Raw genomic sequence first — 24212 nt, 5'->3', positions numbered from 1 at the left:
TCAGGCATCCCACGGCGGGGCATGATCTGCCACTGGATGCAGCTCCCTGGGTTGCACAGCAGATTCAGTCCTGGCTGGCGATGCCGGCGCCTCGGCCAGCGGTGCCGGTGAACCCTGGCCCATGACCTGTTCGCCGCCCAGCGCCTCCAGCAAATCGGGGATCAGCTCGATCAACTCGCCCGTGGCAATGGCCGCGTCCGCATCGAAGGCCTCGCCCTTGTCCATCTTGCCCGCGACGGCCATCGGCCCTTCAAACACCACGTCCAGGAAAGCCACCTTCTTGAGCTGCATGGACTCGGTCAGGATGAAGGACACGCGATCACGCCAGGTCATGGCCACACGCGTGGGCACCTTGCCGCTGACGATGTGCTGCTTGACTTCCTCGGTATCCAGATCGTGGCGGGCATAACGCACGATGGACTTCATCTCGTCCGTGGACTTCAACTCGCACTCGCGGTCGATCGTGAACTGATAAGGCGGCTCACCTGTACCCAGCCAGTGCGTCATGGCCACGGCTGGCGACATCTCGGTCTGCACCAAGGTCAGTGCCAGGCCATCCAGCGCCTTGATCAGCATGGTCACAACCTCTTCGGCCTTGGACTGGCTGCCGCTGTCCACCATCAGCAAGCGCTGCTTCGGGGCAACCCAGATGCGCGTCACCGACTGTTTGGTGAAGGCCATGGGCAGCAGCTCCAGCAACGCCTGCTCCTTGAGCTCCTTCATGATCTTCTTGCCGGGCTTGCGACCGGTGGACTTCTCCATCTGCTCGGCAATCTCGTCCACGCGGCGTTTCACCACGGAACCGGGCACCACGCGCTGCTCGGTCATCAGCTTGAGCAAGAGATGGCCATCCACAGCCTCGACCAGGGGCGCATGCGCTTCTCCGCGCGGCTCAACCCAGCCGGAAGACTTCTGCTGCGTGGCACCGCAGGCCACAAAACGCTCTTTGTCCAGCGCTGCCTCCATCGTGGCAGCCTCGGCCGACCAGTCCGGCCCGATTCGATACACCGTCAGATTCTTGAACACGTTCGACCTTCTACAAACCCACCAATGCAAACGCCCCTGACGGGTCAGAGGCGTTGCAACGAGGTATTGAGTGTAGCGGACTGAAGGGGGTCATCCGCCGGTTCGTGTTTCAGCAAAATTTCAGGGCGGATTTCACAATTTCGGATTCAGATCGTTACAAAGCGGGCGATATGAAGGCATACAAACGGGAGTACGTATGCCAATCACGACAGAAGCCCCTGCGGGCCCTGTATGCCGCGCCGAGCTGGACCTCAAGGCCCTGCTCAAGGACATCAACATTCCGCCTCGCCCCAGCTCCCTGGTCGACCTTCAGCTGGAACTGGAGCGGGAAGAACCCCGCGCCGACCGGCTGGTCCACATCGTCAACTCGGACGTGGCCATGTCAGCCGCGCTGCTCAAGCTGGTCAACTCGCCCTGGCTGGGGCTCAGCCGCCGCATTTCGACCGTGTCCGAGGCCTTTGCCATCCTGGGGTTCAAGCGTTGCGAGCACGTCCTCACCGAGATCGCGCTGCGCAAGGTGCTGCCCACCAATGGGCCGGCCCTCTACCGCTTCTGGGACGTCTCGTCCAAACGCAGCCAGGCCATGGGCCTGCTGGCACGCCGCGTGGGGCTGGAGCCCGACACCGCGCAGACCATGGGCCTGTTCGCCGATGTGGGCATCCCGCTGCTGGCCCAGCGTTTTGCCGAGCCCTCCTACATCGACACGCTGGACCATGCCAACCGCAGCGAGCACCCCTTCACCTGCATTGAACAGGATCGCCACGGCACCGATCACACGGTCATCGGCGCCCTGCTGGCCCGCTCATGGGGGCTGGCGCCCGATGTGGCCAATGCCGTGAAACTGCACCACGACTACGACTACCTGGAAGAAAGCCAACCAGGCCAGGTCCATGAACTGATTGCCCTGTGCCTGGTGGTGGAACACATCATCCAGCGGTTTCAGGGCCTCAACGCACACGCCGAATGGGTCAAGGGCGGGCAACGCTCCTTGAGAACCTTGTCCGTGTCTCAGGGCGACGTCGACAACTGGGCCGACGAATTGCACGATCGCTTCGCCCTGGAAGCCTGAAAAGAAAAACCCCCAAGCGATTTCTCACTTGGGGGCTTCTTGTTCTGGCGGAGATGGAGGGATTCGAACCCTCGATACGCTTTTGGCGTATGCTCCCTTAGCAGGGGAGTACCTTCGACCACTCGGCCACATCTCCAGCACAGCTAGCATTCTAGCCCAGAATTAAAGGCTATCAGCCTGTTGCGCTCAAAACAACGCTGATCCGCAACGCAGATCAGGCCTTGGCTTCTTCCAGGCCGAAAGCCTTGTGCAGCGCCCGCACAGCCAGTTCCATGTATTTCTCGTCGATCACGACAGAAGTCTTGATTTCGCTGGTGGTGATCATCTGGATGTTGATGTTCTCGTCAGACAGCGTCTTGAACATCGTCGAGGCGATGCCCGCGTGGCTGCGCATGCCGATGCCCACGATCGACACCTTGCAGATCTTGGGGTCGCCCACCACCTTGGCGGCGCCCAAGGTGGGCAGCACCTTGGATTCGAGCAATTCCACGGTCTTGCTGAAATCGTTGCGGTGGACGGTGAACGAGAAGTCCGTCTTGCCGTCATGCGACACGTTCTGGATGATCACGTCGATGTCGATGTTGGCCTCGGCCACCTTGCCCAGGATCTGGTAGGCAATGCCGGGGGTGTCGGGCACGCCGACCACGGTGATCTTGGCTTCGTCGCGGTTGAACGCGATGCCCGAAACAACGGCTTGTTCCATTTTTTCGTCTTCCTCAAAACTGATGAGCGTGCCCGACTTGGCTTCTTCAGCCAGGTCGATATCCCAGGGCGTGAAGCTGGACAGCACGCGCAGGGGCACACGGTATTTGCCGGCGAATTCCACCGAGCGGATCTGCAGCACCTTGGAGCCCAGCGAGGCCATTTCCAGCATCTCTTCGAAGCTGATGGCATGCAGGCGGCGGGCCTCGGGCACCACGCGCGGGTCGGTCGTGTACACGCCATCCACGTCGGTGTAGATCAGGCACTCGTCGGCCTTCATGGCCGCCGCCACGGCCACAGCCGAGGTGTCGGAGCCGCCGCGGCCCAGGGTGGTGATGTGGCCTTCAGGGTCAACACCCTGGAAGCCGGTGATCACGACGACCTTGCCTGCAGCCAGATCGGCGCGCACGCGGGCGTCATCGATGCTCTCGATGCGCGCCTTCGTGAAGGACGAATCCGTCTTGATGGGCACCTGCCAGCCAGCGTAGCTGACCGACTCCAGGCCTTCAGCCTGCAGCGCAATGGCCAGCAAGCCGGACGAGACCTGCTCGCCCGTGGCGGCAATCATGTCGAGTTCGCGGGCGCTGGGGCTCGCGGAGAGTTCTTTGGCCAGGCCCAGCAGACGGTTGGTTTCACCGCTCATGGCCGAGGGAACGACCACGAGTTGATGACCCGCCCGCACCCACTTGGCCACGCGCTTGGCCACGTTGCGGATGCGCTCGGTAGAGCCCATCGACGTGCCGCCGTATTTGTGAACGATCAGTGCCATGTCAGATGTTGTTGGAAAAGACCGCGCATGAAACACACCAGGAAAACTCACGAAGCGTGCGCGATCGAACTCTCGATTTTAGCCTCACAGGCCCGCCTGCCTGGAAAAACCCGTCATTTAACGGGAGGCGGGCACCCATTCAAGGCCCCACTGAGGCTCGCCAGCGGGTGCCACGCAGCGCGCATCGACGCCCAACCCCGGCACGAAAACCAGAGCATCCCCAGACCAGATCAAGGGGCCATCACGGCCCCACTGGGGGACGCCAGACGCCTGAAACTGCTTTTTCAATGACCGAGCCGGCCTGCCTGGACCAGACTGAAACTGCTCGCCGCCAGCCCTGGGGCGGGCCACGGCCGCTGCCAGCACAGAGGGTCGCACCCCACCGCTGGGCACAGGCGCAACAAGGAGGTGGCCTGCCCAGGAAGCCAGCGCGTGCGCGCCAGGCACCTGGATACACAGAGGGACTTCACCCGGCGGCAACGCATCAGCGCCCGCCGTTTTCACCACCCCGAGAAAGACCAGCTCACCTCGATACAGCCCCAGCCCGATCTCCGGCCACGGCAAGGACTTCTGCTGGAACACCAGCCCCGGTACCTCATGCGCCAGACGCTCCACCCAACTGGCGGCCAGGCTCACCCCGGCGACCATCCGGTACCAATGCCGCAAGGACTCCCGCCGCTGCGCGCCAGACAACTCGGCCCATTGCGCCGCGTCCAGCCTCGCGGCCTCGCCCTCACGCCCGGGCATCAAGAGCGAGGCCACCAGCGCACTGCGCCAGGCCTCCGCACCCGGCAAGACATCCTGCAAACGCCTTGCCGCGGCAGCCAGACTGGCCTCTGCTTGCGGAAAGGCCGCCAGCAAGCCGGGCCAGACATCCAGGCGCAGCCTGTTGCGCGCAAAACGCGTGTGCGCGTTGCTGTCGTCGTCGATCCAGCTCAGGCCATGGTGTGCCACATAGGCCTCGATCGCTTCACGCGGATGGGCCAACCATGGGCGCACCCAGCGCAGCCCATCACGCTCGATCTCGGCGGGCATGGACGCCAGCCCGTTGAGCCCAGCTCCGCGCAGCGCCTGCAATAAAAAGGTTTCAGCCTGATCCCGGCGATGGTGGGCCAGCAAAACCAGCCCTGCGCCCGCCTCCCGGGCCATATCAGCCAGCGCCTGATAACGCGCCCGCCTGGCCTGGGCTTCGACACTGACACCACTGCCCAAGGCCACCTGCACACGCCGGCTCACCAGGCGCACAGGCAAGCCCTGCTCAGCCCAACGCGAGCAGACCTGCTCGGCATGCGCCAGCCAGGCATCCGCCTGGGCACTCAAACCATGGTGAACATGCAGCGCCAACACCACCATCCCGGTGTGCTCGCGCGCCGCGCAGGCCGTTGCATGCAGCAGCGCCGTCGAATCCCGGCCGCCGCTGTAAGCCACAGCCACGCAAGAGGGCCGCGATGCATCCGTCAACATCACAGCGCCCTCGGGCTCAACCGTATCGGAGCTCAATGCTCCTTGGTGTCATTGAAGCGACCATAGCTTTGCAGCCGGTCATAGCGGGTCTGCAGCAGGTCCTTGACCTTCATGTCGCTCAACTGGCGCATGGCATCGTTCAACGCACGCTTGAGGTTGGCACAAGCCTGCTTGTGGTCACGATGGGCGCCACCCACGGGCTCGCTCACGATCTTGTCGATCAGGCCCAGGGCCTTGAGGCGATGCGCCGTGATACCCAGGGCTTCAGCCGCATCGGACGCCTTGTCTGCCGTCTTCCACAGGATGGACGCGCACCCTTCGGGCGAAATCACCGAGTACACCGAGTACTGCATCATCAACACCTGGTCGGCCACGCTGATGGCCAACGCACCGCCTGAGCCACCTTCACCGATGATGGTGGTGATGATGGGCACCTCCAGGCGCGCCATCTCGAAGATGTTGCGGCCAATGGCCTCGGACTGGTTGCGCTCTTCCGCACCAATGCCGGGGTAGGCGCCCGGCGTGTCCACGAAGGTGAACACCGGCAGGCCGAACTTCTCGGCCGTCTGCATCAGGCGCAAGGCCTTGCGGTAGCCCTCAGGGCGAGACATGCCGAAGTTGCGCATCGCGCGCTCCTTGGTGTCACGCCCTTTTTGATGGCCCAGCACCATGCAGGGCTGGCCATTGAAACGCGCCAGGCCACCCACGATCGACAGGTCATCAGAGAAATGACGGTCCCCGTGCATTTCCTGGAAGTCCGTGAACAGCTCGTTCACGTAGTCCAGCGTGTACGGGCGCTGCGGGTGGCGCGCGATCTGCGTGACCTGCCACGGGCTCAGCGTTGAATAGATGTCCTTGGTGAGCAGCTGGCTCTTCTTGCTCAGGCGGTCGATCTCTTCAGAGATGTCAACGGCCGATTCGCTTTGCACGTAACGCAGCTCTTCGATCTTGGATTCCAGTTCGGCGATGGGTTGCTCGAACTCCAGAAAGTGTCTTTTGCTCATGGCGATCGTCCTTTCTCAGACTCCAGGCTTGTCAGTATTCCACGGGCAGCGGGTCGAGGCTACGCCACAGATACCAGGTGCCGACCGTGCGGTACGGCGCCCAGGCTTCAGCAATGTCACGCGCCTCAGCGCGCGAGACGGGCTCACCGCTGAAGTAGCTCATGCTGATGCCCTTGATCAGGCCCAGGTCATCCAGCGGCAACACATTGGGCCGCATCAAGTGAAAAATCAGAAACATCTCGGCAGTCCAGCGGCCAATACCGCGGATGTCGATCAACTCTTCGATGATGGCTTCGTCGTCCATCTGCTGCCACTGCCCGACATGCACCTGACCTTCGTCGAAGTGCTTGGCCAGGTCGCGCATGTACTCCACCTTGCGCGCGGACAAACCCACCTGCCGAAGGCTCTCGGGCGACTGCGCCAGCACGCCTTGCACCGACAGCGGGCCACGCTGCTCGGGTGGCTGGTGCCCGAACAGGGTCAACAGCTTCTCCCAGACAGACTGCGCCGCCTTGACTGAAATCTGTTGCCCGACGATGGAGCGTGCCAGCGTGGTGAACGCATCACCTCGGCTGTACAGGCGTGCCGAACCATGGTCGGCAATCAGCTTGCGCATCACACGGTCGCGCTTGGACAAATGCTTGCATGCGTCGTCCCAATACGGCGGGGTGACGAGGGCGCTGGCAACCTCGCCCGTGACAAGCGGCTTGGCGGGAGACGTACCCATTTAAGCTTTCACCCAGGTGGTGCCTTGGGCACTGTCTTTCAGCACGATGCCCTGTGCCAGCAAATCTTCGCGAATGCGATCGGCCTGCGCAAAATCACGGGCCTTCTTCGCATCGGCACGTGCCACGATCAGGGCCTCGATGGCCGCGACGTCCACGCCAGAAGCAGCGACATCACCTTGCAGATAGGCTTTCGGCGCCTGCTGAAGAATGCCCAGCACGCCGGCCAGCGACTTCAACAGCAACGCGGTCTCGACCGATTGCGAACGGTTGACCTCGGCAGCCAGCTCGAACAACACGGCCAGCGCGATGGGCGTGTTGAAGTCCTCGTCCATCGCCGCCTTGAAGCGCGCTGCATGCGGGTTGCCCCAATCGATGGCAGGCACAGCCTTGCCCGACAAGTCCACGCTGTCCAGCGCCGTGTAAAGGCGACGCAAACCACTGCGCGCGTCATCCAGGCCGGCATCGCTGTAGTTGAAGGGGCTGCGGTAGTGCGTGCGGAGCACAAAGAAGCGAATCGTTTCGCCGTCGTAGCTCTTGAGCACATCGCGGATGGTGAAGAAGTTGCCCAGCGACTTGGACATCTTCTCGTTGTCCACGTTCAAGAAGCCGTTGTGCAGCCAGTAGTTGGCCAGCGGCTTGCCACTGGCGCCTTCACTTTGCGCGATCTCGTTCTCATGGTGCGGGAACTGCAGATCCAGCCCACCGCCATGGATGTCGAACTGATCGCCCAAGAGCGTGCAGGCCATGGCCGAGCACTCGATGTGCCAGCCAGGGCGCCCCACGCCGTAAAGCGACTCGTATTTGGCATCAGCGGGCTCATCAGCCTTGGCAGCCTTCCACAGCACGAAGTCCAGCGGGTCCTGCTTGCCTTCGTCCACCGCCACGCGCTCGCCGGCTCGCAACTGGTCCAGCGACTTGCCGGACAACTTGCCATAACCCTCAAACTTGCGCACCGCGTAGTTCACATCGCCATTGCTGGCACGGTAGGCCAGGCCCTTGCCTTCCAGCTTGCTGATCAAATCCAGCATCTGCCCGACGTACTCGGTGGCACGCGGCTCATGCGTGGGCGGCTCGATGCCCAGTGCGCCGATGTCCTCGTGCATGGCACGCGTCATCTCGTCAGTCAACTGGCGGATCGTGATCCCGCGCTCCACCGAGCGGCGGATGATCTTGTCGTCGATGTCGGTGATGTTGCGCACATAGGTCACTTGGTAACCAGAGGCTTTCAGCCAGCGCTGCACCACGTCGAACGACATCATCATGCGGGCGTGCCCCACATGGCAGTAGTCATAGATGGTCATGCCGCACACATACATGCGGACCTGGCCTGGCGTCATGGGGACAAAGGGCTCGACCTGACGCGACAGGCTATTGAAGAGACGCAAACTCATGGGAGAAATAGGGGGATCTGCGGCGAATGTATTCGAACATGGTTGGCTGGCACCAACACCTGATACAAGACGTTAAGCGACCACGCCGCTCAGATACAATTCGTTGAGTATAGCGGCCTGCCCGACCATGAGGGTGATTGACAAGTTACCGCCGGCAAGCGGGCTGCTATTCTCCGGAGGTTTGCGCCAAGCTGTTGCGCATTCGTGAATGCGCTATGGTTTCACGGCACCCAGCGCGACCCAGCGTTCATCACAAACAAACTGGTACACCAATCCATGCAAGCTGTTGCGCCTCACATTGGTCTTCGTCTCACGGCCATCGCCGCCAAGTGCCTGGCTGTTGCCGCCCTGTCCCTCACAGCCTTGAGCGTGCGCGCCGATGACATCGTTGATGTCCAGAAGCTGCTCGCCGCCGGCAAGAACGCCGAGGCCCTCCAGAAAGCCGACCAATTCCTGGCCAGCAAGCCGCGCGATCCCATGATGCGCTTCCTGCGTGGCATCAGCCTGTCCCAGGCCGGCCGCACGCCAGAAGCCATCACCACCTTCACCAAGCTGACTGAAGACTTCCCCGAGTTGCCCGAGCCCTTCAACAACCTGGCCGTGCTCTACGCACAGCAAGGTCAGTACGACAAGGCTCGCACGGCGCTTGAAATGGCGATCCGCACCAACCCCAGCTACGCGACCGCCTACGAGAATCTGGGGGACGTCTACGCCAAGCTGGCCAGCCAGGCCTACTCCAAGGCCCTGCAGATCGACACCCGCTCGCAAGTGGCCCCCAAGCTGGCCATGATCCGCGACCTGTTCCCCAAGGAACGCAACTCGATCACCACGGCGTCTGCAGCACCAACGCCAGCGCCTGCTCCGGTTGCCCCCGCGCCTGTGGCTGCGCCCAAGCCGACACCTGCGCCAGCCCCCGCACCTGTAGCGACGCCTGCGCCAGCACCTGTGGCCAAGCCTGCACCTGCGCCAGCACCAGCCCCGGTGGCCGAACCCAAGAACGACAATGCTGCGCAAGAGCGTGAGATCGAATCCTCCCTCAAAGCTTGGGCCTCTGCCTGGAGCAAGCAGGACATGGACGGCTACTTCGCCGCCTACACCAAGGACTTCAACGGCGGCAAGACACGCAAGGTCTGGGAGCAAGAGCGCCGCGACCGCATCACCAGCAAGCGCAGCATTTCTGTGAAAATCTCGGGCGTCAAAGTTGACGTGAGCGGCAGCAAGGCCACCGTGCGCTTCCACCAGGACTACAAGGCTGATAGCCTGAGTGTCAGCAGTGGCAAGCGCCTGGAAATGGTTCGCTCCGGCAGCAACTGGTTGATCGCGAAGGAAAGCGCTGGGTCGTGATGGGTCGTGAGTTTCGTCGCTTGCCCACAAGCATGAGCAAGCGGCCCAAGACGCCGCTCTTGCCGCTCTTGCGCGGCGTGCTGGTGACATGCGTGGTTGCACTGAGCGCCGGCTTCGCCGCCGCCCCGGGGTATGCACGCGTCATCCGGACCAAGGCGCCAGCCACAAGCCACGAAGCCCCCCATCAGCCAAGCACCAGCCTGCCAGCGCTTCAAGCCCAATCTGCCCCCGCAGAAGCCCGCTTGCTTGAAATCTACAGGCTGGTTGGCTCCGGGCAGACCCGCCAGGCGCTGAACAAGGCTGAAGTGCTGGTCAGGGACGTCCCCAACTTCCAGCTGGCACAACTGGTTTACGGCGACCTGCTGGCGGCACAAACCAGGCCACTGCCCTCCATGGGGCACGCCCCGGACGACCTGGCCGCCAAGGCACCCCAGCGGCTGGACCAGTTGCGCATGGAGGCCGATCGCCGCCTGCAAGCCCTGCGTGATCGCCCCCCCCAGGGCGCCCTGCCCACCCAGTTCATCGAACTGCCACCAACCACCCGGCACGCCATCGCGGTCGACGCCAGCAAGTCACGCCTGTACCTGTTTGAAAACGGGCCCAATGGCCTGCAACTCGTCGCGGATCACTACGCCTCGATCGGCCGCCTGGGCGCCGACAAGAGCTTCGAGGGCGACCAACGCACCCCGCTGGGCGTGTACTACATCACCAGCCGCCTGGATGCCAAGAAGCTCACCGACTTCTACGGGATCGGCGCCCTGCCCCTGAACTACCCCAACGAGTACGACAGGCGCCTGGGCAAGACCGGCAGCGGCATCTGGCTGCATGGCGTGCCCAGCGACAGCTATGCACGCAGCCCGAACAGCACGGATGGCTGCGTGGTCCTGGCCAACCCCGAGTTGCAAACCATCCTGGACCGTGTTCAGCCACGCTCCACACCTGTGGTCATTGCGCGCTCGCTTCAATGGGTCACGCCCGTCAAGACCGAACCGCAACGCCGCAGCCTGCACAACCTGATCGAAGGCTGGCGAGTCGCCCGCGCCAGCGGCGACCTCAACCGGCTGATGTCCTTCTACTCGCCCCAGTTTGCCAACGGCACGCGAGACCTGAACCAGTGGCGTCAGACGCTTGAAAAAGAGGTCACGCAACAACGCGGTCGCGCATTGCAACTCAAGGACGTGGCCATTTTGGGGTGGAAGGACAAGAGCGATATCCTGGTCGTGACATTCGGAGAAGTCTCCGACGGTCAACGCACCGGCGCCGTCAAACGTCAATACTGGGGTAAAGAAGGCGGCCTCTGGAAAATCTTCTATGAAGGAGTGATTGGATGACTCTGCACCGCACACAGCCGGCCCTCAAAATGGGCGCCAAATGGCTGATCGCCGGCCTGACCCTGGCCTGCACCCAACTGGCCCTGGCCCAGAACGTCAAGATCGCCACCAGCATGGGCGACATCGTGCTCCAGCTGGATGCCGCCAAGGCCCCCAAGAGCGTGGACAACTTTGTTCAATACGTCAAAGCCGGCCACTACAACGGCACGGTGTTTCACCGTGTCATTGACGGCTTCATGATCCAGGGTGGTGGCATGACACCCGACATGAGGGAAAAACCCACCCGCGCGCCGATCCCCCTGGAAAGCCGCAACGGACTGAGCAATGTGCGTGGCACGGTCGCCATGGCCCGCACCAACGTTCCCGACTCGGCTACTGCGCAGTTCTTCATCAATGTGAAGGACAATGCCTTCCTCGACGCAGCCCGCTCGCCCGATGGCAATGGCTATGCCGTGTTTGGCAAGGTCATCCAGGGCATGGATGTGGTCGACAAAATCCGCAAGGTTGAAACCGGCCAGAAAGGCCCCTACGGCGATGTGCCCGTTCAACCTGTGATCATCAAAACCGCCACCATCGAAAAATAAGCCATGACCAAGACCGTTGAACTGCACACCACCGCAGGCGTGATCCGCCTGGACCTGGACGAAGAAAAGGCCCCCCTGACCGTGGCCAACTTCGTGGATTACGTGAACGCCGGCCACTACGACGGCACCGTGTTCCACCGCGTCATCAAGGGCTTCATGGTTCAAGGCGGCGGCTTTGAACCCGGCATGAAGCAAAAGCCCACCAAGGGCGAAATCCAGAACGAAGCCAACAATGGCCTGAAGAACGACAAGTACACCATCGCCATGGCCCGTACCAGCGCACCGCACTCGGCCAGCGCCCAGTTCTTCATCAACGCCACCAACAACGACTTCCTGAACTTCAAGTCCGAGTCGCCACAAGGCTGGGGTTATGCCGTTTTCGGCAAAGTCGTGGCTGGCACCGACGTGGTCGATCAGATCGAAAAGGTCAAGACTGGTCGCAAGGGTTTCCATGACGACGTCCCCCTTGAAGACGTGATGATCAACAAGGCCGTCGTCATCTGACGCGATGCCTGATGTGAAGGGGGCCATGCCCCCCTTTCCACCCTCGGACACCTTCCATGCACCGCCCTCGTGGCGGTGTATTGATTTCATATCCGACCTGCACCTGCACGAAGGCTTGCCGCGCACCACCCGCGCGCTGGCCGACTATCTGGCCAGCACCCCGGCTGATGCGGTGTTCATGCTTGGCGATGTGTTCGAAGCCTGGGTGGGCGATGACATGCGCAGCCAGCCCTACGAGGCAGCCTGCGTCGAGTTCCTTGCCCAAGCGGGTTCACGCCTGCACCTGGCCATCATGGTGGGCAACCGGGACTTCCTGCTGGGCGACGCCATGCTCGCGGCTTGCCACGCACACAAGCTCCATGACCCGACGGTACTGCACGCCTTTGGCCAGTCCATGTTGCTGATCCACGGCGACGAGTTGTGCCTGTCCGATCAGGCCTATTTGAAGTTCCGCGCGCAGGTTCGCCACCCCCAATGGCAGAACGCCTTCCTGGCTCACCCGCTGGAGGCGCGCCTGGCGCAAGCGCGACAAATGCGCGAAGCCAGCCAGATGCACCAGCATGCACAAGCGCCCGAGAACTGGGCCGACGTGGATGAAGCCAGCGCAACGCAATGGATGCAGGCTGCAGGCGCCACGGCGCTGATCCACGGCCACACGCACCGCCCGGGTGACCAGGCATTCGGCCCCGCAGGTGTCATGCGCCATGTATTGAGCGACTGGGATCTGGACCATGGGCACGCCCGTGCCGAGGTTCTGCGCTTGACCAGGAACGGCCTCCAACGCCTCTCACTGATCGCCTGAGTACCTGATTGCCTGATTGCCTGGCCACTGCCCTGGCGCAGTATCAGAATCTTTTCGTACCCACCAAAAAAAATTGACCGGCGATCAGCCGGTCAATTTCCTGGAGCAGCAAACCCCGCTTACTCGGCCGTGGCCGCCTCGGGCTTGGTCTTGTCGCTCTTCTTGTTGGGCTGGATATCGAGCTTGACTTCAGGCTCGCCCTTCTCGTTGTCGACCACGTCCACCGTCAGGCGGCCGCCGTCCACAAGGCTGCCAAACAGCAACTCGTCAGCCAGCGCACGACGGATCGTGTCCTGGATCAGGCGCTGCATCGGACGTGCACCCATGAGCGGATCGAACCCACGCTTGGCCAGGTAACGACGCAATGCATCGGTGAAGGTGACCTCGACCTTCTTCTCACCCAACTGGCCTTCCAGTTGCAGCAGGAATTTGTCGACCACCCGCATGATGATGTCTTCATCCAGCGACTTGAAGCCCACGATCGCGTCCAGGCGGTTGCGGAACTCCGGCGTGAACTGCCGCTTGATGTCGGCCATCTCGTCACCCAGTTCGCGCGGGTTCGTGAACCCGATCGAAGCCTTCTGCAGCGTTTCGGCACCTGCATTGGTCGTCATGATGATCATGACATTGCGGAAGTCAGCCTTGCGACCGTTGTTGTCCGTCAGCGTGCCATGGTCCATGACCTGCAGCAGGATATTGAAGACGTCCGGGTGAGCCTTTTCAATTTCATCCAGCAGCAGCACAGCATGCGGCTTCTTGGAGATCGCCTCGGTCAGCAGGCCACCTTGGTCGAAGCCAACATAACCCGGAGGCGCACCGATGAGGCGGCTCACCGCGTGGCGCTCCATGTACTCTGACATGTCGAAGCGGATCAACTCGATGCCCAGGATGTAAGCCAGTTGCTTGGCCACTTCCGTCTTGCCCACGCCCGTAGGGCCACTGAACAGGAAAGAGCCAATGGGCTTGTCAGGCTTGCCCAGACCAGAGCGGGCCATCTTGATGGCCGCAGCCAGCGCATCGATGGCCGCATCCTGCCCGAACACCACGCTCTTGAGGTCGCGATCCAGGTTCTTCAGCTTGGAGCGATCATCACTGGACACACTGGTGGAAGGCACACGGGCGATCTTCGCCACGATCTCTTCCACCTCGGCACGCGTGATGGTCTTCTTCTGCTTGCTCTTGGGCAGGATACGTTGCGCGGCACCCGCCTCATCAATCACGTCAATCGCCTTGTCCGGCAGGTGACGGTCATTGATGAACTTGGCCGACAACTCTGCCGCAGCCTGCAGGGCACCAATGGCGTACTTCACGCTGTGGTGCTCTTCAAAGCGCGACTTCAATCCCTTGAGGATCTCGATGGTCTGCTCAACCGAAGGCTCGGCCACTTCCACCTTCTGGAATCGACGAGACAGCGCCGCATCCTTTTCGAAGATGCCGCGGTATTCCGTGAAGGTGGTCGCGCCGATGCACTTGAGCTGCCCCGAGCTCAAGGCGGGCTTGAGGAGGTTGCTGGCATCCAGCGTGCCGCCAGAAGCCGCGCCCGCACCGATCAAGGTATGGATCTCATCGATGAACAGGACGGATCCCGGCTGATCCTTGAGTTGCTTGATCACGGCCTTCAGGCGCTGCTCGAAGTCACCGCGGTACTTGGTACCAGCCAGCAGCGCGCCCATGTCGAGGGCATAGACCTCGGCGTCGGCCAGCACATCGGGCACATCGTTTTGCGTGATGCGCCAGGCCAGGCCCTCGGCAATGGCCGTCTTGCCCACGCCAGCCTCACCCACCAGCAGCGGGTTGTTCTTGCGGCGGCGGCACAGCACCTGGATCACGCGCTCGACCTCCGAGTCACGACCGATCAGCGGATCGATCTTGCCATCGCGGGCCATCTGGTTGAGGTTCTGGGTGTACTGCTCCAGCGGAGAAGCCTTGCCCTCAACCTCTTCCTTTTCCGTTTCCGCCTGGCCAGGCTCGGAGGAAGACTTCGCAGCCTCAGGGGGATCTGCCTTGCGGATGCCGTGTGCAATGAAGTTCACCACATCCAGACGGGTCACGCCCTGCTGGTGCAGGTAGTAGACCGCGTGGGAGTCCTTCTCACCGAAGATCGCGACCAGCACATTGGCGCCGGTCACTTCCTTCTTGCCGCTACCGGAGGACTGGACGTGCATGATGGCGCGCTGGATCACACGCTGGAAGCCCAAGGTGGGCTGCGTATCGACCTCATCGGTACCACCAACCGTCGGGGTGTTGTCCCTGACGAACTGGTCCAGGTTCTTGCGCAGCTCATCCAGATTGGCGGCGCAGGCCTTCAACACCTCGGAAGCAGAGGGGTTGTCTGTCAAGGCCAGCAACAGGTGTTCCACGGTGATGAACTCATGGCGTTGCTGACGGGCCTCGACGAAGGCCATGTGCAAACTCACTTCCAACTCTTGCGCAATCATGCGGTCTCCAGAATGCACTGCAGGGGGTGCCCGGCTTGGCGGGCGGCGGCAAGAACGAGTTCGACCTTGGTGGCCGCGACGTCTTTGGTGTAGACCCCGCACACACCACGACCTTCGTGGTGGATTTTTAGCATGATTTGCGTTGCCGATTCGATGTCGTGCCGGAAATGCTCCTGCAATACAAGGACAACAAACTCCATTGGCGTGAAATCGTCATTAAGCATGACCACTTGAAAAAGCTTGGGAGGCTCCAGTGCCAACTCTTCTTTCTCGACGACAGCGGCTCCTTGCCCATCCTCTGGAGGGCCTTTTGGCGTCGCGGACGACCGAGCGGGAAACGGATTTGTCATGAAAATGATTCTACGAGACGGTCCGCGATCATGTCATGTGATGTTGGGGTGTCCGACCCCAGTTCAAGGGTAGGAAATTCACGGCAGACACAAGACTATTTTCGAGACCATGCCATCAACTAGCAAGCTTCGTGCGACTTGTGACGAGTACCCGACCCGGAATGTGCGGCGATCATTTTTCACAAAGCGCAAAATTTGCGCACATTTGGCAATCATTTTGGTGCGCCGCAACACTTGACAGGCCCTTCCAGCACTCGGAAAATGACAACAAATTAACGTAGGAGGGGCAGTATGGCCACAGGCACTGTCAAATGGTTCAACGACGCCAAAGGGTTTGGCTTCATCGAACCTGATCAAGGCGGAGGCGATGTCTTCGCTCATTTTTCGGCCATTCAAATGGATGGATTCCGAACACTCAAGCAAGGCTCCAAGGTCAGGTATGACCTGATAGCCGGCCCGAAAGGCATGCTTGCGCAAAACATCCAGCAAGTCGATGGCGCCATCGCCGACGCGACCCCGGATGCTTTGAGCGACATGCACTTCCGAGACCATGGCAGTGCCGGACGGAGCCTGCCTCACTGAGTTCTCGCCACCAGACAAAAAAGCCCGCTCGATGAGCGGGCTTTTTTCATGCAGCCCTCAGGCTCACATGTTGTCGATCATCACCTGGCCAAAACCGGAGCAGGACACCTGGGTCGCGCCTTCCATCAGGCGAGCGAAGTCATAGGTCACCTTCTTGCTCTGAATGGCCTTGTTCATCGAACTGATGACCAGGTCGGCAGCCTCAAACCAGCCCATGTGGCGCAGCATCATTTCGGCAGACAGGATCTCGGAACCGGGGTTCACATAGTCCTTGCCGGCGTACTTCGGTGCTGTACCGTGGGTGGCTTCGAACATGGCCACCGAGTCCGACAGGTTGGCACCCGGGGCAATGCCGATACCGCCCACCTGAGCCGCCAGGGCGTCAGAGATGTAATCGCCATTGAGGTTCAGGGTCGCGATGACGCTGTACTCGGCCGGGCGCAGCAGGATCTGCTGCAGGAAGGCGTCGGCAATCGCGTCCTTGACGACGATGTCCTTGCCCGTCTTGGGGTTCTTGAACTTGCACCATGGGCCGCCGTCGATCAGCTCGGCACCAAACTCGCTTTGCGCCAGGGCGTAGGCCCAGTCACGGAAGCCACCTTCGGTGTACTTCATGATGTTGCCCTTGTGAACGATGGTCACGCTGGGCTTGTCATTGTCGATGGCGTATTGCAGCGCCTTGCGAACCAGGCGCTCCGTACCTTCCTTGGACACCGGCTTGATACCAATGCCGGAGGTTTCCGGGAAGCGGATCTTCTTGACGCCGAACTCGGTCTGCAGGAAGGCGATCAGCTTCTTGGCCTTGTCGCTCTGGGCTTCGAATTCGATACCAGCGTAGATGTCTTCCGAGTTTTCGCGGAAGATCACCATGTCGATCTTTTCGGGCTCCTTCACGGGAGACGGCACGCCCTTGAAATAGGTCACCGGGCGCAGACAGACATACAGATCCAGCTCCTGACGCAGTGCCACGTTCAAGGAGCGGATGCCACCGCCAACGGGCGTGGTCAGCGGGCCCTTGATCGACACGACGTAGTCCTTCAGGACCTTGAGCGTTTCTTCAGGCAGCCACACATCGGGACCATAAACACGGGTCGACTTTTCGCCCGCGTAGATTTCCATCCAATGGATCTTGCGCTGCCCACCGTAGGACTTGGCAACGGCAGCATCGACCACCTTGATCATCACGGGGGTGATGTCAAAACCGGTGCCGTCGCCTTCGATGTAGGGAATGATGGGATTGTTGGGTACGTTGAGCGAGTAATCCGGGTTCACCGTGATCTTCTGCCCGCCCTCGGGCACCTTGATGTGCTGGTACATGTTGTGGTCTCCGCGTTTGGCGTTTCCGTGAAAAACGCTGCCATGGATATCGGCAGCGTGGAAACAATTCTACGCGAGCGAATTCAATCAGCACGCAATGGGACCTGGGGATTACCGGTATAGGTTGCCAATTAGCCTCGCGGACCTTGCGCAAGATCAGGCACACCACGCGCGCCACTGGTCCATGACCTGATGGTAGAGCGCCCATGCGGACATGCCCGCCAGCATCAAACCCGAGACACGAACAGCCCATCGTGGGTCAAACGAGGCACCTGCCGCATCGCCCGAGGCCACCGCGGATGCGCAAGCCCGATCACCGGCGCCACCATTCGAGCGCTCGGACCTCAGCCACAACACCGGCACGATCGTGGCCGCATCACCCTGCACCGAAGCCGCCGGAGAATGCCCATCCGCACGCCGCCCCATGCGCGCCAGACGTCGCAAGATCTCAGGTGCGCCCCACACCCCGAAAGCGCCGGGCACGGCGAACGCCAGCATCACCAGGCCGCCCCCCAAGGCGTCGGGCGCCAAGGCGGCCACCATCACGGCTGCGTACAGCAGGCCGCAAGGCAACATGGCCCAGGCCATGCCTGCCACAAACGGCCACAGCGCACGCAAAGCTCCCCCGTCACGGAACGCCGGCGTGGCGTTCAAGCGCGCACGCAAAGCGCGGTAGGCGTCCTGCCCCAGCGCATCCAGCTGACGGGGCATGGCGCCGGACCACAGCAACCACAAGCCCAACAGCAGCGCCAGCGCCTGGGCCATGATCCACAGAGGTTGAAGAAAGGAGACCTGACGCCCCCATTGTGCGGCCGCACCAAAGCCCACTGCAGCGATAGCCCCGAGCAAGGCGTAGCCCACGCAGCGGCCAAGCAGGCTGAGCCAAGGCACCCCATTGGGCAGCAAGGCGGCACACGCGGCACCGCACATGGCGGCGCAATGCGGCACGCCACCCAAGCCCATGAGGAATGCGGTGAGCATCAAGCTGGACAGCATGCCCAGCCCTTCTTGTGCAAACGGTCAGATGATGCGCGAGAAGCGCTCGACCGTCTTGTCAGCCTGCAGGTGCCTGTCGAACACCATGGCAATCGCCCGCACAAAATACCAGCCCAAGGCTGTAACCCGAACACCGTCAGACTCCAGTTGCACCAACCCCGACTCCACGAGCGGCTCCAGTTGACGCAATTCAGCTGCGAAGTATTGCCTGAAATCGATCAGGTAGGCGAGCTCGATGGACTCAATGTCCACACGCCCCTGGCACATGACGGCCATGATCACCGCGCGGCGAACCAGGTCATCTCGGGACAACATGAGGCCGCGCACGATCGGCAACTCGCGCCGACGCAGGGCGTCGTAGTACTCGTCCAGCGTCTTGGCGCTCTGGCAGTAATGCGCACCTACGCGACCAATCGCCGACACGCCCAAGCCAATGAGGTCGCTGTCCGGGTGGGTGCTGTAGCCCTGGAAATTGCGGTGCAGGCGCCCTTGCCTGCGGGCCACAGCCAGACTGTCGCTGCGCAAGGCGAAGTGGTCCATGCCGATGTAGTCGTAGTCGGACGCACCAAAGTGATTGATGGCCATCGACAGCATGCCGATCTTGTCTTCGGCCTTGGGCAAGGCCGCCGCGTCAATGCGGCGCTGCGGCTTGAAGCGCTGCGGCAAGTGGGCGTAGGCATACAGGGCCACGCGGTCGGGCTTCAGGCTGGTGACCTGGTTGAGCGTGCGCTGGAAGCTCTCCAGCGACTGCTTGGGCAGGCCGTAAATCAAGTCCATGTTGATCGAGTCAAAGCCTTCGGCCCGTGCCGCATGCATCAACTCGGCAACCTGCTCGTAAGGCTGCACACGGTGCACAGCGTGCTGCACATCGGGGTCAAAATCCTGCACCCCAAAGCTCAGGCGGTTGAAGCCCATGGCAGCCAGGCGCTTGAGGCGCGAGGCGTCGATCGTCCGGGGGTCGATTTCAATCGAATACTCGCCGCCCGGCACAAAACGGAACGCGGACTGCAGGGTAGCCAGCAAGCCTTCCAGTTCGTCGTCGCTCAGGAAGGTGGGGCTGCCACCGCCGAAGTGCAACTGCGACACCGCCTGCCCACGCCCCAGTTGCTCCACCACCAGTTCGATTTCTGTGCGCAGGGCATCCAGATACTCAATAGCGCGCTCGTGGTGCTTGGTAATAACCTTGTTGCAAGCGCAGTAATAACAGACCGACTCGCAAAACGGAATGTGCACGTAGATCGACAGCGGTGTGGCAGCGCCGCCTACGGCACCACCGCCTTCCACGCGCTGCTGCAGGGCCTGAAGGTATTGCGCAGGGCCATAGGCCTCCACGAAGCGGTCTGCGGTGGGGTAGGACGTATAACGCGGCCCACTCACATCCAGGCGAGACAGCATCTCCCGGGAAATCGCGGGAGCAACATGATTTGATAGCAGGGCCGGTTCACTCATGCCGGGGACTGTGCCAAACTGTCGCCCAGTTGGGTTGATCTGGCTCAAGGTCGGCGACACGGAAGCAGCAACAATCGGGCAACCTTTGAGGTTCCTCATGCTGAACAGTACATTTCCCATCGCAGACGCTTCTGACTCGACCGCCCACCATCATCCCTGTCATCACGACCAAGGCGGCACGTCTGGCTGTTCCATGAAATACGACACATTCAAAGTAGCCTGTTCAAGTTGTAACCTGCGCGAGCTGTGCCTGCCTGTCGGCCTGTCGCAGCCTCAACTGTCGCACCTCGACTCCCTGGTGGCCACACGCAAGACAGTCAAGCGAGGAGACGCCCTGTTCCATACGGGCGACCCCTTCCGCTCTGTTTATGCCGTGCGTACCGGCTTCTTCAAGACCCGCGTGTCCTCTGAAGATGGGCGCGATCAGGTCACAGGGTTCCAGATGGCCGGCGAGTTGCTTGGCCTGGACGGCATCAGCACGGACCGCCACGCTTGCGATGCCATTGCGCTGGAAGACTCTCAGGTCTGCGTGATCCCCTACTCGCAGCTGGAAGACCTGTCGCGCGAGTTCTCGGACTTGCAGCACCAGTTCCACAAGATCATGAGCCGCGAAATCGTGCGCGACCACGGCGTGATGCTGCTGCTGGGCAGCATGCGCGCAGAGGAACGCCTGGCGGCCTTCCTGCTGAACCTGACGCAGCGCCTGCACGCACGGGGCTTTTCGGCCTCTGCCCTGGTCCTGCGCATGACGCGCGAGGAAATCGGCAGCTACCTGGGGCTGAAGCTGGAAACAGTCAGCCGCACCTTCTCCAAGTTCCAGGAAGAAGGTCTGCTGGAAGTCAAGCAACGCGACATCCGCATCACGGATGAAGCAGGCTTGCGCGCCCTGGTCAACAGCGTGCGCTGCTGATTGGCTCGGTCATCGCCAGGAAATACAAAGGCCCGCGTCAAGCGGGCCTTTTTCATTCAAGCGTGGTTGTGAACCTGCTGGCGACGTGCATGGCGGCGCACTCTGCGCGCATGAGCCGGGGAGTCCGACACCTTCATCATCCAGTGGCTGAGCAGCGATGACAGTGTCACCAAACCCCAGAACACAAAAAAGGCGAGGCTGTAGGTCGTCTGGGCATCAGGTTGCCACTGGCCGATCCGCAACTGCGTGGGATCGACCCACGAGAACACCACCATCTCTAGAACGCCTGCAATCAGAAAAGCAGGCCACAGAATCTGGGCAGCGTGAAGTACGCGCTGTGTCATTCGGTTCTCCTTCGTTGAACTGGGACACAAGTCACATATTCCTACGACGGATCAAATCGCGGGCGAGGAATAACCCCTAAACAAGGGGGTGTACCCCAAAGGGTTTTACCGCTCCGCCGGTTCCCTGGCCTGTTCCGCAGAGTGGTTGCGGGCTTGAATGGCTGGCGCCTCTGACGGAGCCTTGACCTGGCCCACAGATGTGTCCAGTACCGGATCCACATGCTTGATGGCCAAGGAGGCCGTGAAGATCGACGCCACGACCACAGCCGCAGGGCCACCAACCACCATCCAGACAATGGGGTAACGCCACCAGGGTTTCGATTGCTCTGCGTGAGCGACTGGCTTGTTTTCAACTTGAGACATGTTTACTCCTGCAAGGCGCACTCAGCGAGGCACCATGAATGTCGATTTTTCCCGGACGTCCACCTGGGGCCGATCGCCCTGGCGCAACTGCTCGACGACCACCGTCATGCCGAAAGCGCCGGAGCCCATGCGGGCGGCGACTTCCGGCGGCACGCGGACTGCGATGGGCACCCAGCGCGCTTCGGCCGGGCCCAACACCACCTCGTCACCGCCCTTGACGATGGACTGGGTGAGCTGCTCCACACCAACACGGTACTTCTGCACCGACTCGCTGGCATTCATCAACTGGATCCGGTAGACGTTCTCGACGAAACCATCATCCACGATACGCGCCAGCGCGCCACGGTCGCGCACCACATCCACCCGGAACGGCGGGCGGGAGTACAAGCTGGTGAGGAAGGCGCCCACAACGATCAACAGAATGGCGGTGTAGATGAGCACACGGGGGCGGGTCACGCGGCCCCACATTTCCTTGCGACCCCAGCCGTTGTCCAGCGAGTTCAGCGTGGCATAGCGGATCAGGCCGCGCGGCGCCCCCATCTTGTCCATCACGGAGTCGCACACGTCGATGCAGGCGGCACACCCGATGCACTCGTACTGCAGCCCCTTGCGGATATCTATGCCCGTCGGGCAGACCTGGACGCACAGCGTGCAGTCGATGCAATCGCCCTGCCCCTTGGATTGCGCGTCTGTCTTGCGCGAGCGTGAACCACGGGGCTCACCGCGCTTGGCGTCATAGCTGATGATCAGCGTGTCACGGTCGAACATGGCGCTCTGGAAGCGGGCATACGGGCACATGTATTTGCACACCTGCTCGCGCATGAAGCCTGCGTTGCCATAGGTCGCGAAACCGTAGAATAGGACTCAGAAGATCTCCCAGGGGCCCATGCCGAAGGACTGCACCTCGGCACCCAGCACGCGAATCGGCGTGAAATACCCGACGAAGGTATAGCCCGTCCACAGGGCGAGGATGATCCAGGCAGCATGCTTGGCCACCTTGCGGCCCAGCTTCTCGGCCGTCCACGGGGACTTGTCCATCTTCATCCGCTTGGCGCGATTGCCCTCGATCTTGTTCTCGATCCACATGAACATTTCTGTGTAGACCGTTTGAGGGCAGGCATAACCGCACCACAGGCGGCCGGCCACCGTGGTGAAAAGAAACAAGCCGTAGGCCGAGATGACCAGCAAGGCGGTCAGGTAGATGAAGTCCTGTGGGTACAGAACCAGGTTGAACATGTAAAAGCGCCGCGTGCCGAGATCAAACAGCACAGCCTGACGGTCATTCCAGCTCAACCAGGGGGTGCCGTAAAAGGCGATCTGGGTCACCCAGATCAGCAGCAGACGCCAGTTGCGGAACCAGCCTTCCACTTCGCGTGCATAGATCTTTTCGCTCTTTTTGTAGAGCGACACCACCTCTTCCCGGCGCGCATCGCTTTGCGCTGGTGTGGTTTCAGCTGCCTGAATGGGGATGATGCGCTTGGGCGCTGGGGTGGTGGTGCTTGTATCAGTCATGGCGCAAAACGGAAAAGCGGCGGACCCGATGAATACCCACAAGGGTATCAGTCATCATGGTCCGCCGCTTGACTTTAGGCCCCCGCTTGATCGAGATCAAGCGCTTTGTGGGGCCTTTGTAAGGGCATCACAGCCTCATTGAGCCTGTGCCGTCTGCGTGGTGTGCGACAGACTCCAGACATACGAAGCCAGCAGCTTGATCTGGTCTTCGGACAGGCGTGTTTCCTGCGCGGGCATGATGTTGAGCTTGCCCTTGTTGACCATGGCCATGATGGCTTCTTCACCGAAGCCGTGCAGCCAGATCTTGTCCGTCAGGTTGGGCGCACCGATGGCCTGGTTGCCCTTGCCGTCGGCACCGTGGCAGGCCGCGCACACTTGCTTGAACTTGGCCTTGCCCAATTCAGCCTGAATCGAGTTGTGACCAGCGCCAGACAGGCTCAGCACATAGTTTGCCACTTGACGCACTTCGTCGGCACTGCCCACAGCAGGCGCCATCACGGGCATCTGACCACGACGACCATGGGTGATGGTCTCGATGATCTTCTCGGGCGAACCACCGTGCAACCAGTCGTTGTCCGTCAGGTTGGGGAAGCCCTTGTTGCCCTTGGCATCAGAGCCGTGGCAAGCCGCGCAGTTGTTCAGGAACAAGCGTTCACCGATGGCATGGGCCTTGGGGTCACGGGCCAGGTCTTCAACCGAGGCGTTCTTGAACGCGGCGAAGATCTTGTCCTGCTCAACCTTGGCTTTGGCCATTTCGGCTTCCAGCTGCCCCTTGGAACTCCAGCCCAAGGTGCCCTTGTTGTTGCCCAGGCCGGGATACAAGGCCAGGTAAGCACCAGCAAAGGCCAGCGTGATGATGAACAGGAACAGCCACCAGCGAGGCAGCGGGTTGTTCAACTCGCGCAGGTCGTTGTCCCACACGTGGCCCGTTGTCTTGTCGACATTGCCTTGCGCGTCATAGATGACCTTGTGCTTGGCCGCACCGATCAACACAAACGCGCAATAAACCAGACCAAAGACGACGATCGCGATGACATACCACGACCATCCACTGTTAATGAAGTCGCTCATTTATGAGCCTCCAGTCAATCTTCAGCGAGGGGCAGGCGGCCTGCCTCCTCGAACTGGGCCTTGTTGCCGCGCTTGAACGCCCAAGCAACGATGCCCACGAAAACGCACAGACACACAACGGTGAAAATGCTTCTCACGACAATGATGTCCATGTGCGTCGCT

23 protein-coding genes, 1 tRNA gene and 1 pseudogene are annotated in these 24212 nt (G+C 61.4%); 8 read left to right on the top strand and 17 right to left on the bottom strand.

Annotated features, from left to right (window positions below; all coding sequences use genetic code 11):
* Nucleotides 1-1026, bottom strand: a complete 1026-nt coding sequence (locus HY019_RS18645) for a recombination-associated protein RdgC (protein WP_290695033.1) — start codon at nucleotides 1024-1026, stop codon at nucleotides 1-3.
* 196 nt (nucleotides 1027-1222) lie between these two features.
* Here HY019_RS18645 and HY019_RS18640 point away from each other — a divergent pair, with 196 nt between their 5' ends.
* Nucleotides 1223-2095 (top strand): HDOD domain-containing protein, encoded by an 873-nt coding sequence (locus tag HY019_RS18640; protein ID WP_290695031.1) that lies wholly within the window; start codon nucleotides 1223-1225, stop codon nucleotides 2093-2095.
* A gap of 45 nt (nucleotides 2096-2140) precedes the next feature.
* Here HY019_RS18640 and HY019_RS18635 read toward each other — a convergent pair.
* The 6 genes from HY019_RS18635 to cysS all read right to left on the bottom strand — a co-directional run bounded on the left by HY019_RS18635 (nucleotide 2141) and on the right by cysS (nucleotide 8153).
* Nucleotides 2141-2231: transfer RNA gene (locus HY019_RS18635), tRNA-Ser, on the bottom strand.
* 78 nt (nucleotides 2232-2309) lie between these two features.
* Complete coding sequence (locus tag HY019_RS18630) at nucleotides 2310-3566, bottom strand: aspartate kinase (protein WP_290695029.1); 1257 nt, start codon at nucleotides 3564-3566, stop codon at nucleotides 2310-2312.
* Nucleotides 3567-3683: 117 nt separating this feature from the next.
* A complete protein-coding gene (tilS, locus tag HY019_RS18625) occupies nucleotides 3684-5030 on the bottom strand; it encodes a tRNA lysidine(34) synthetase TilS (protein WP_290695027.1) in 1347 nt (448 codons plus the stop codon).
* 32 nt (nucleotides 5031-5062) lie between these two features.
* Nucleotides 5063-6034 carry an acetyl-CoA carboxylase carboxyltransferase subunit alpha gene (locus HY019_RS18620; protein WP_290695025.1) on the bottom strand — a complete coding sequence of 324 codons (972 nt, stop codon included), beginning with the start codon at nucleotides 6032-6034 and terminating at the stop codon, nucleotides 5063-5065.
* Between the two features lie 31 nt (nucleotides 6035-6065).
* Nucleotides 6066-6761: a DNA-3-methyladenine glycosylase gene (locus HY019_RS18615; protein ID WP_290695023.1), complete on the bottom strand. Its 696-nt coding sequence runs from the start codon at nucleotides 6759-6761 to the stop codon at nucleotides 6066-6068.
* Entirely contained in the window at nucleotides 6762-8153 is a 1392-nt protein-coding gene (gene cysS, locus HY019_RS18610; RefSeq protein WP_290695021.1) for a cysteine--tRNA ligase, read from the bottom strand.
* Nucleotides 8154-8429: 276 nt separating this feature from the next.
* Between cysS and HY019_RS18605 the strand changes: the two genes are divergently transcribed.
* The 5 genes from HY019_RS18605 to HY019_RS18585 are packed head-to-tail and all read left to right on the top strand — an operon-like array spanning nucleotide 8430 to nucleotide 12718.
* Nucleotides 8430-9497: a tetratricopeptide repeat protein gene (locus HY019_RS18605; protein ID WP_290695019.1), complete on the top strand. Its 1068-nt coding sequence runs from the start codon at nucleotides 8430-8432 to the stop codon at nucleotides 9495-9497.
* A gap of 32 nt (nucleotides 9498-9529) precedes the next feature.
* Complete coding sequence (locus HY019_RS18600) at nucleotides 9530-10828, top strand: L,D-transpeptidase family protein (RefSeq protein WP_290695017.1); 1299 nt, start codon at nucleotides 9530-9532, stop codon at nucleotides 10826-10828.
* Between the two features lie 29 nt (nucleotides 10829-10857).
* On the top strand, nucleotides 10858-11412 hold the full coding sequence (locus HY019_RS18595) for a peptidylprolyl isomerase (RefSeq protein WP_290695080.1): 555 nt from the start codon (nucleotides 10858-10860) through the stop codon (nucleotides 11410-11412).
* 3 nt (nucleotides 11413-11415) lie between these two features.
* On the top strand, nucleotides 11416-11916 hold the full coding sequence (locus HY019_RS18590; protein ID WP_290695016.1) for a peptidylprolyl isomerase: 501 nt from the start codon (nucleotides 11416-11418) through the stop codon (nucleotides 11914-11916).
* 25 nt (nucleotides 11917-11941) lie between these two features.
* On the top strand, nucleotides 11942-12718 hold the full coding sequence (locus tag HY019_RS18585; protein ID WP_290695014.1) for a UDP-2,3-diacylglucosamine diphosphatase: 777 nt from the start codon (nucleotides 11942-11944) through the stop codon (nucleotides 12716-12718).
* A 119-nt stretch (nucleotides 12719-12837) separates the two neighbouring features.
* On the opposite strand, the gene clpA is transcribed toward HY019_RS18585, so the two are convergent.
* Nucleotides 12838-15156 carry an ATP-dependent Clp protease ATP-binding subunit ClpA gene (gene clpA, locus HY019_RS18580; RefSeq protein WP_290695012.1) on the bottom strand — a complete coding sequence of 773 codons (2319 nt, stop codon included), beginning with the start codon at nucleotides 15154-15156 and terminating at the stop codon, nucleotides 12838-12840.
* The gene (gene clpS, locus HY019_RS18575; protein ID WP_290695010.1) at nucleotides 15153-15506 is read right to left on the bottom strand and encodes an ATP-dependent Clp protease adapter ClpS; all 354 of its coding nucleotides are present in this window, start codon (nucleotides 15504-15506) and stop codon (nucleotides 15153-15155) included. The genes clpA and clpS overlap by 4 nt, the downstream gene beginning before the upstream one ends.
* 291 nt (nucleotides 15507-15797) lie before the next feature.
* On the opposite strand from clpS, the gene HY019_RS18570 reads away from it, so the two are divergent.
* Nucleotides 15798-16088: a cold-shock protein gene (locus HY019_RS18570; protein ID WP_290695008.1), complete on the top strand. Its 291-nt coding sequence runs from the start codon at nucleotides 15798-15800 to the stop codon at nucleotides 16086-16088.
* A 63-nt stretch (nucleotides 16089-16151) separates the two neighbouring features.
* Here the strand turns inward: HY019_RS18570 and icd are convergent, their stop codons facing one another.
* From icd to hemN, 3 genes are all read right to left on the bottom strand, one after another.
* Complete coding sequence (gene icd, locus HY019_RS18565; RefSeq protein WP_290695006.1) at nucleotides 16152-17405, bottom strand: NADP-dependent isocitrate dehydrogenase; 1254 nt, start codon at nucleotides 17403-17405, stop codon at nucleotides 16152-16154.
* A 156-nt stretch (nucleotides 17406-17561) separates the two neighbouring features.
* A complete protein-coding gene (locus HY019_RS18560; RefSeq protein WP_290695004.1) occupies nucleotides 17562-18401 on the bottom strand; it encodes a sulfite exporter TauE/SafE family protein in 840 nt (279 codons plus the stop codon).
* 24 nt (nucleotides 18402-18425) lie between these two features.
* A complete protein-coding gene (gene hemN, locus HY019_RS18555; RefSeq protein ID WP_290695002.1) occupies nucleotides 18426-19796 on the bottom strand; it encodes an oxygen-independent coproporphyrinogen III oxidase in 1371 nt (456 codons plus the stop codon).
* A gap of 247 nt (nucleotides 19797-20043) precedes the next feature.
* Between hemN and fnr the strand changes: the two genes are divergently transcribed.
* Nucleotides 20044-20760: a fumarate/nitrate reduction transcriptional regulator Fnr gene (fnr, locus tag HY019_RS18550; protein ID WP_035040296.1), complete on the top strand. Its 717-nt coding sequence runs from the start codon at nucleotides 20044-20046 to the stop codon at nucleotides 20758-20760.
* A gap of 56 nt (nucleotides 20761-20816) precedes the next feature.
* Here fnr and HY019_RS18545 read toward each other — a convergent pair whose 3' ends face one another.
* The 5 genes and pseudogenes from HY019_RS18545 to HY019_RS18525 form a co-directional block, all read right to left on the bottom strand.
* On the bottom strand, nucleotides 20817-21104 hold the full coding sequence (locus HY019_RS18545) for a hypothetical protein (RefSeq protein WP_290694999.1): 288 nt from the start codon (nucleotides 21102-21104) through the stop codon (nucleotides 20817-20819).
* Nucleotides 21105-21209: 105 nt separating this feature from the next.
* On the bottom strand, nucleotides 21210-21467 hold the full coding sequence (locus HY019_RS18540) for a nitrogen fixation protein FixH (protein ID WP_290694997.1): 258 nt from the start codon (nucleotides 21465-21467) through the stop codon (nucleotides 21210-21212).
* Nucleotides 21468-21488: 21 nt separating this feature from the next.
* Nucleotides 21489-22979: pseudogene (ccoG, locus tag HY019_RS18535) on the bottom strand (cytochrome c oxidase accessory protein CcoG).
* A 135-nt stretch (nucleotides 22980-23114) separates the two neighbouring features.
* Nucleotides 23115-24050, bottom strand: coding sequence for a cytochrome-c oxidase, cbb3-type subunit III (ccoP, locus tag HY019_RS18530; RefSeq protein ID WP_290694995.1), 936 nt, complete (start codon nucleotides 24048-24050; stop codon nucleotides 23115-23117).
* Nucleotides 24051-24064: 14 nt separating this feature from the next.
* Complete coding sequence (locus HY019_RS18525; protein WP_290644976.1) at nucleotides 24065-24202, bottom strand: cbb3-type cytochrome c oxidase subunit 3; 138 nt, start codon at nucleotides 24200-24202, stop codon at nucleotides 24065-24067.
* Between the last annotated feature and the right edge of the window lie 10 nt (nucleotides 24203-24212).

The organism is Aquabacterium sp., from assembly GCF_016195855.1.
Classification (GTDB): Bacteria; Pseudomonadota; Gammaproteobacteria; order Burkholderiales; family Burkholderiaceae_C; genus Aquabacterium.
The sequence above is the reverse complement of the archived record's forward strand: the minus strand, read 5'-3'. Positions and strand labels throughout refer to the sequence as shown.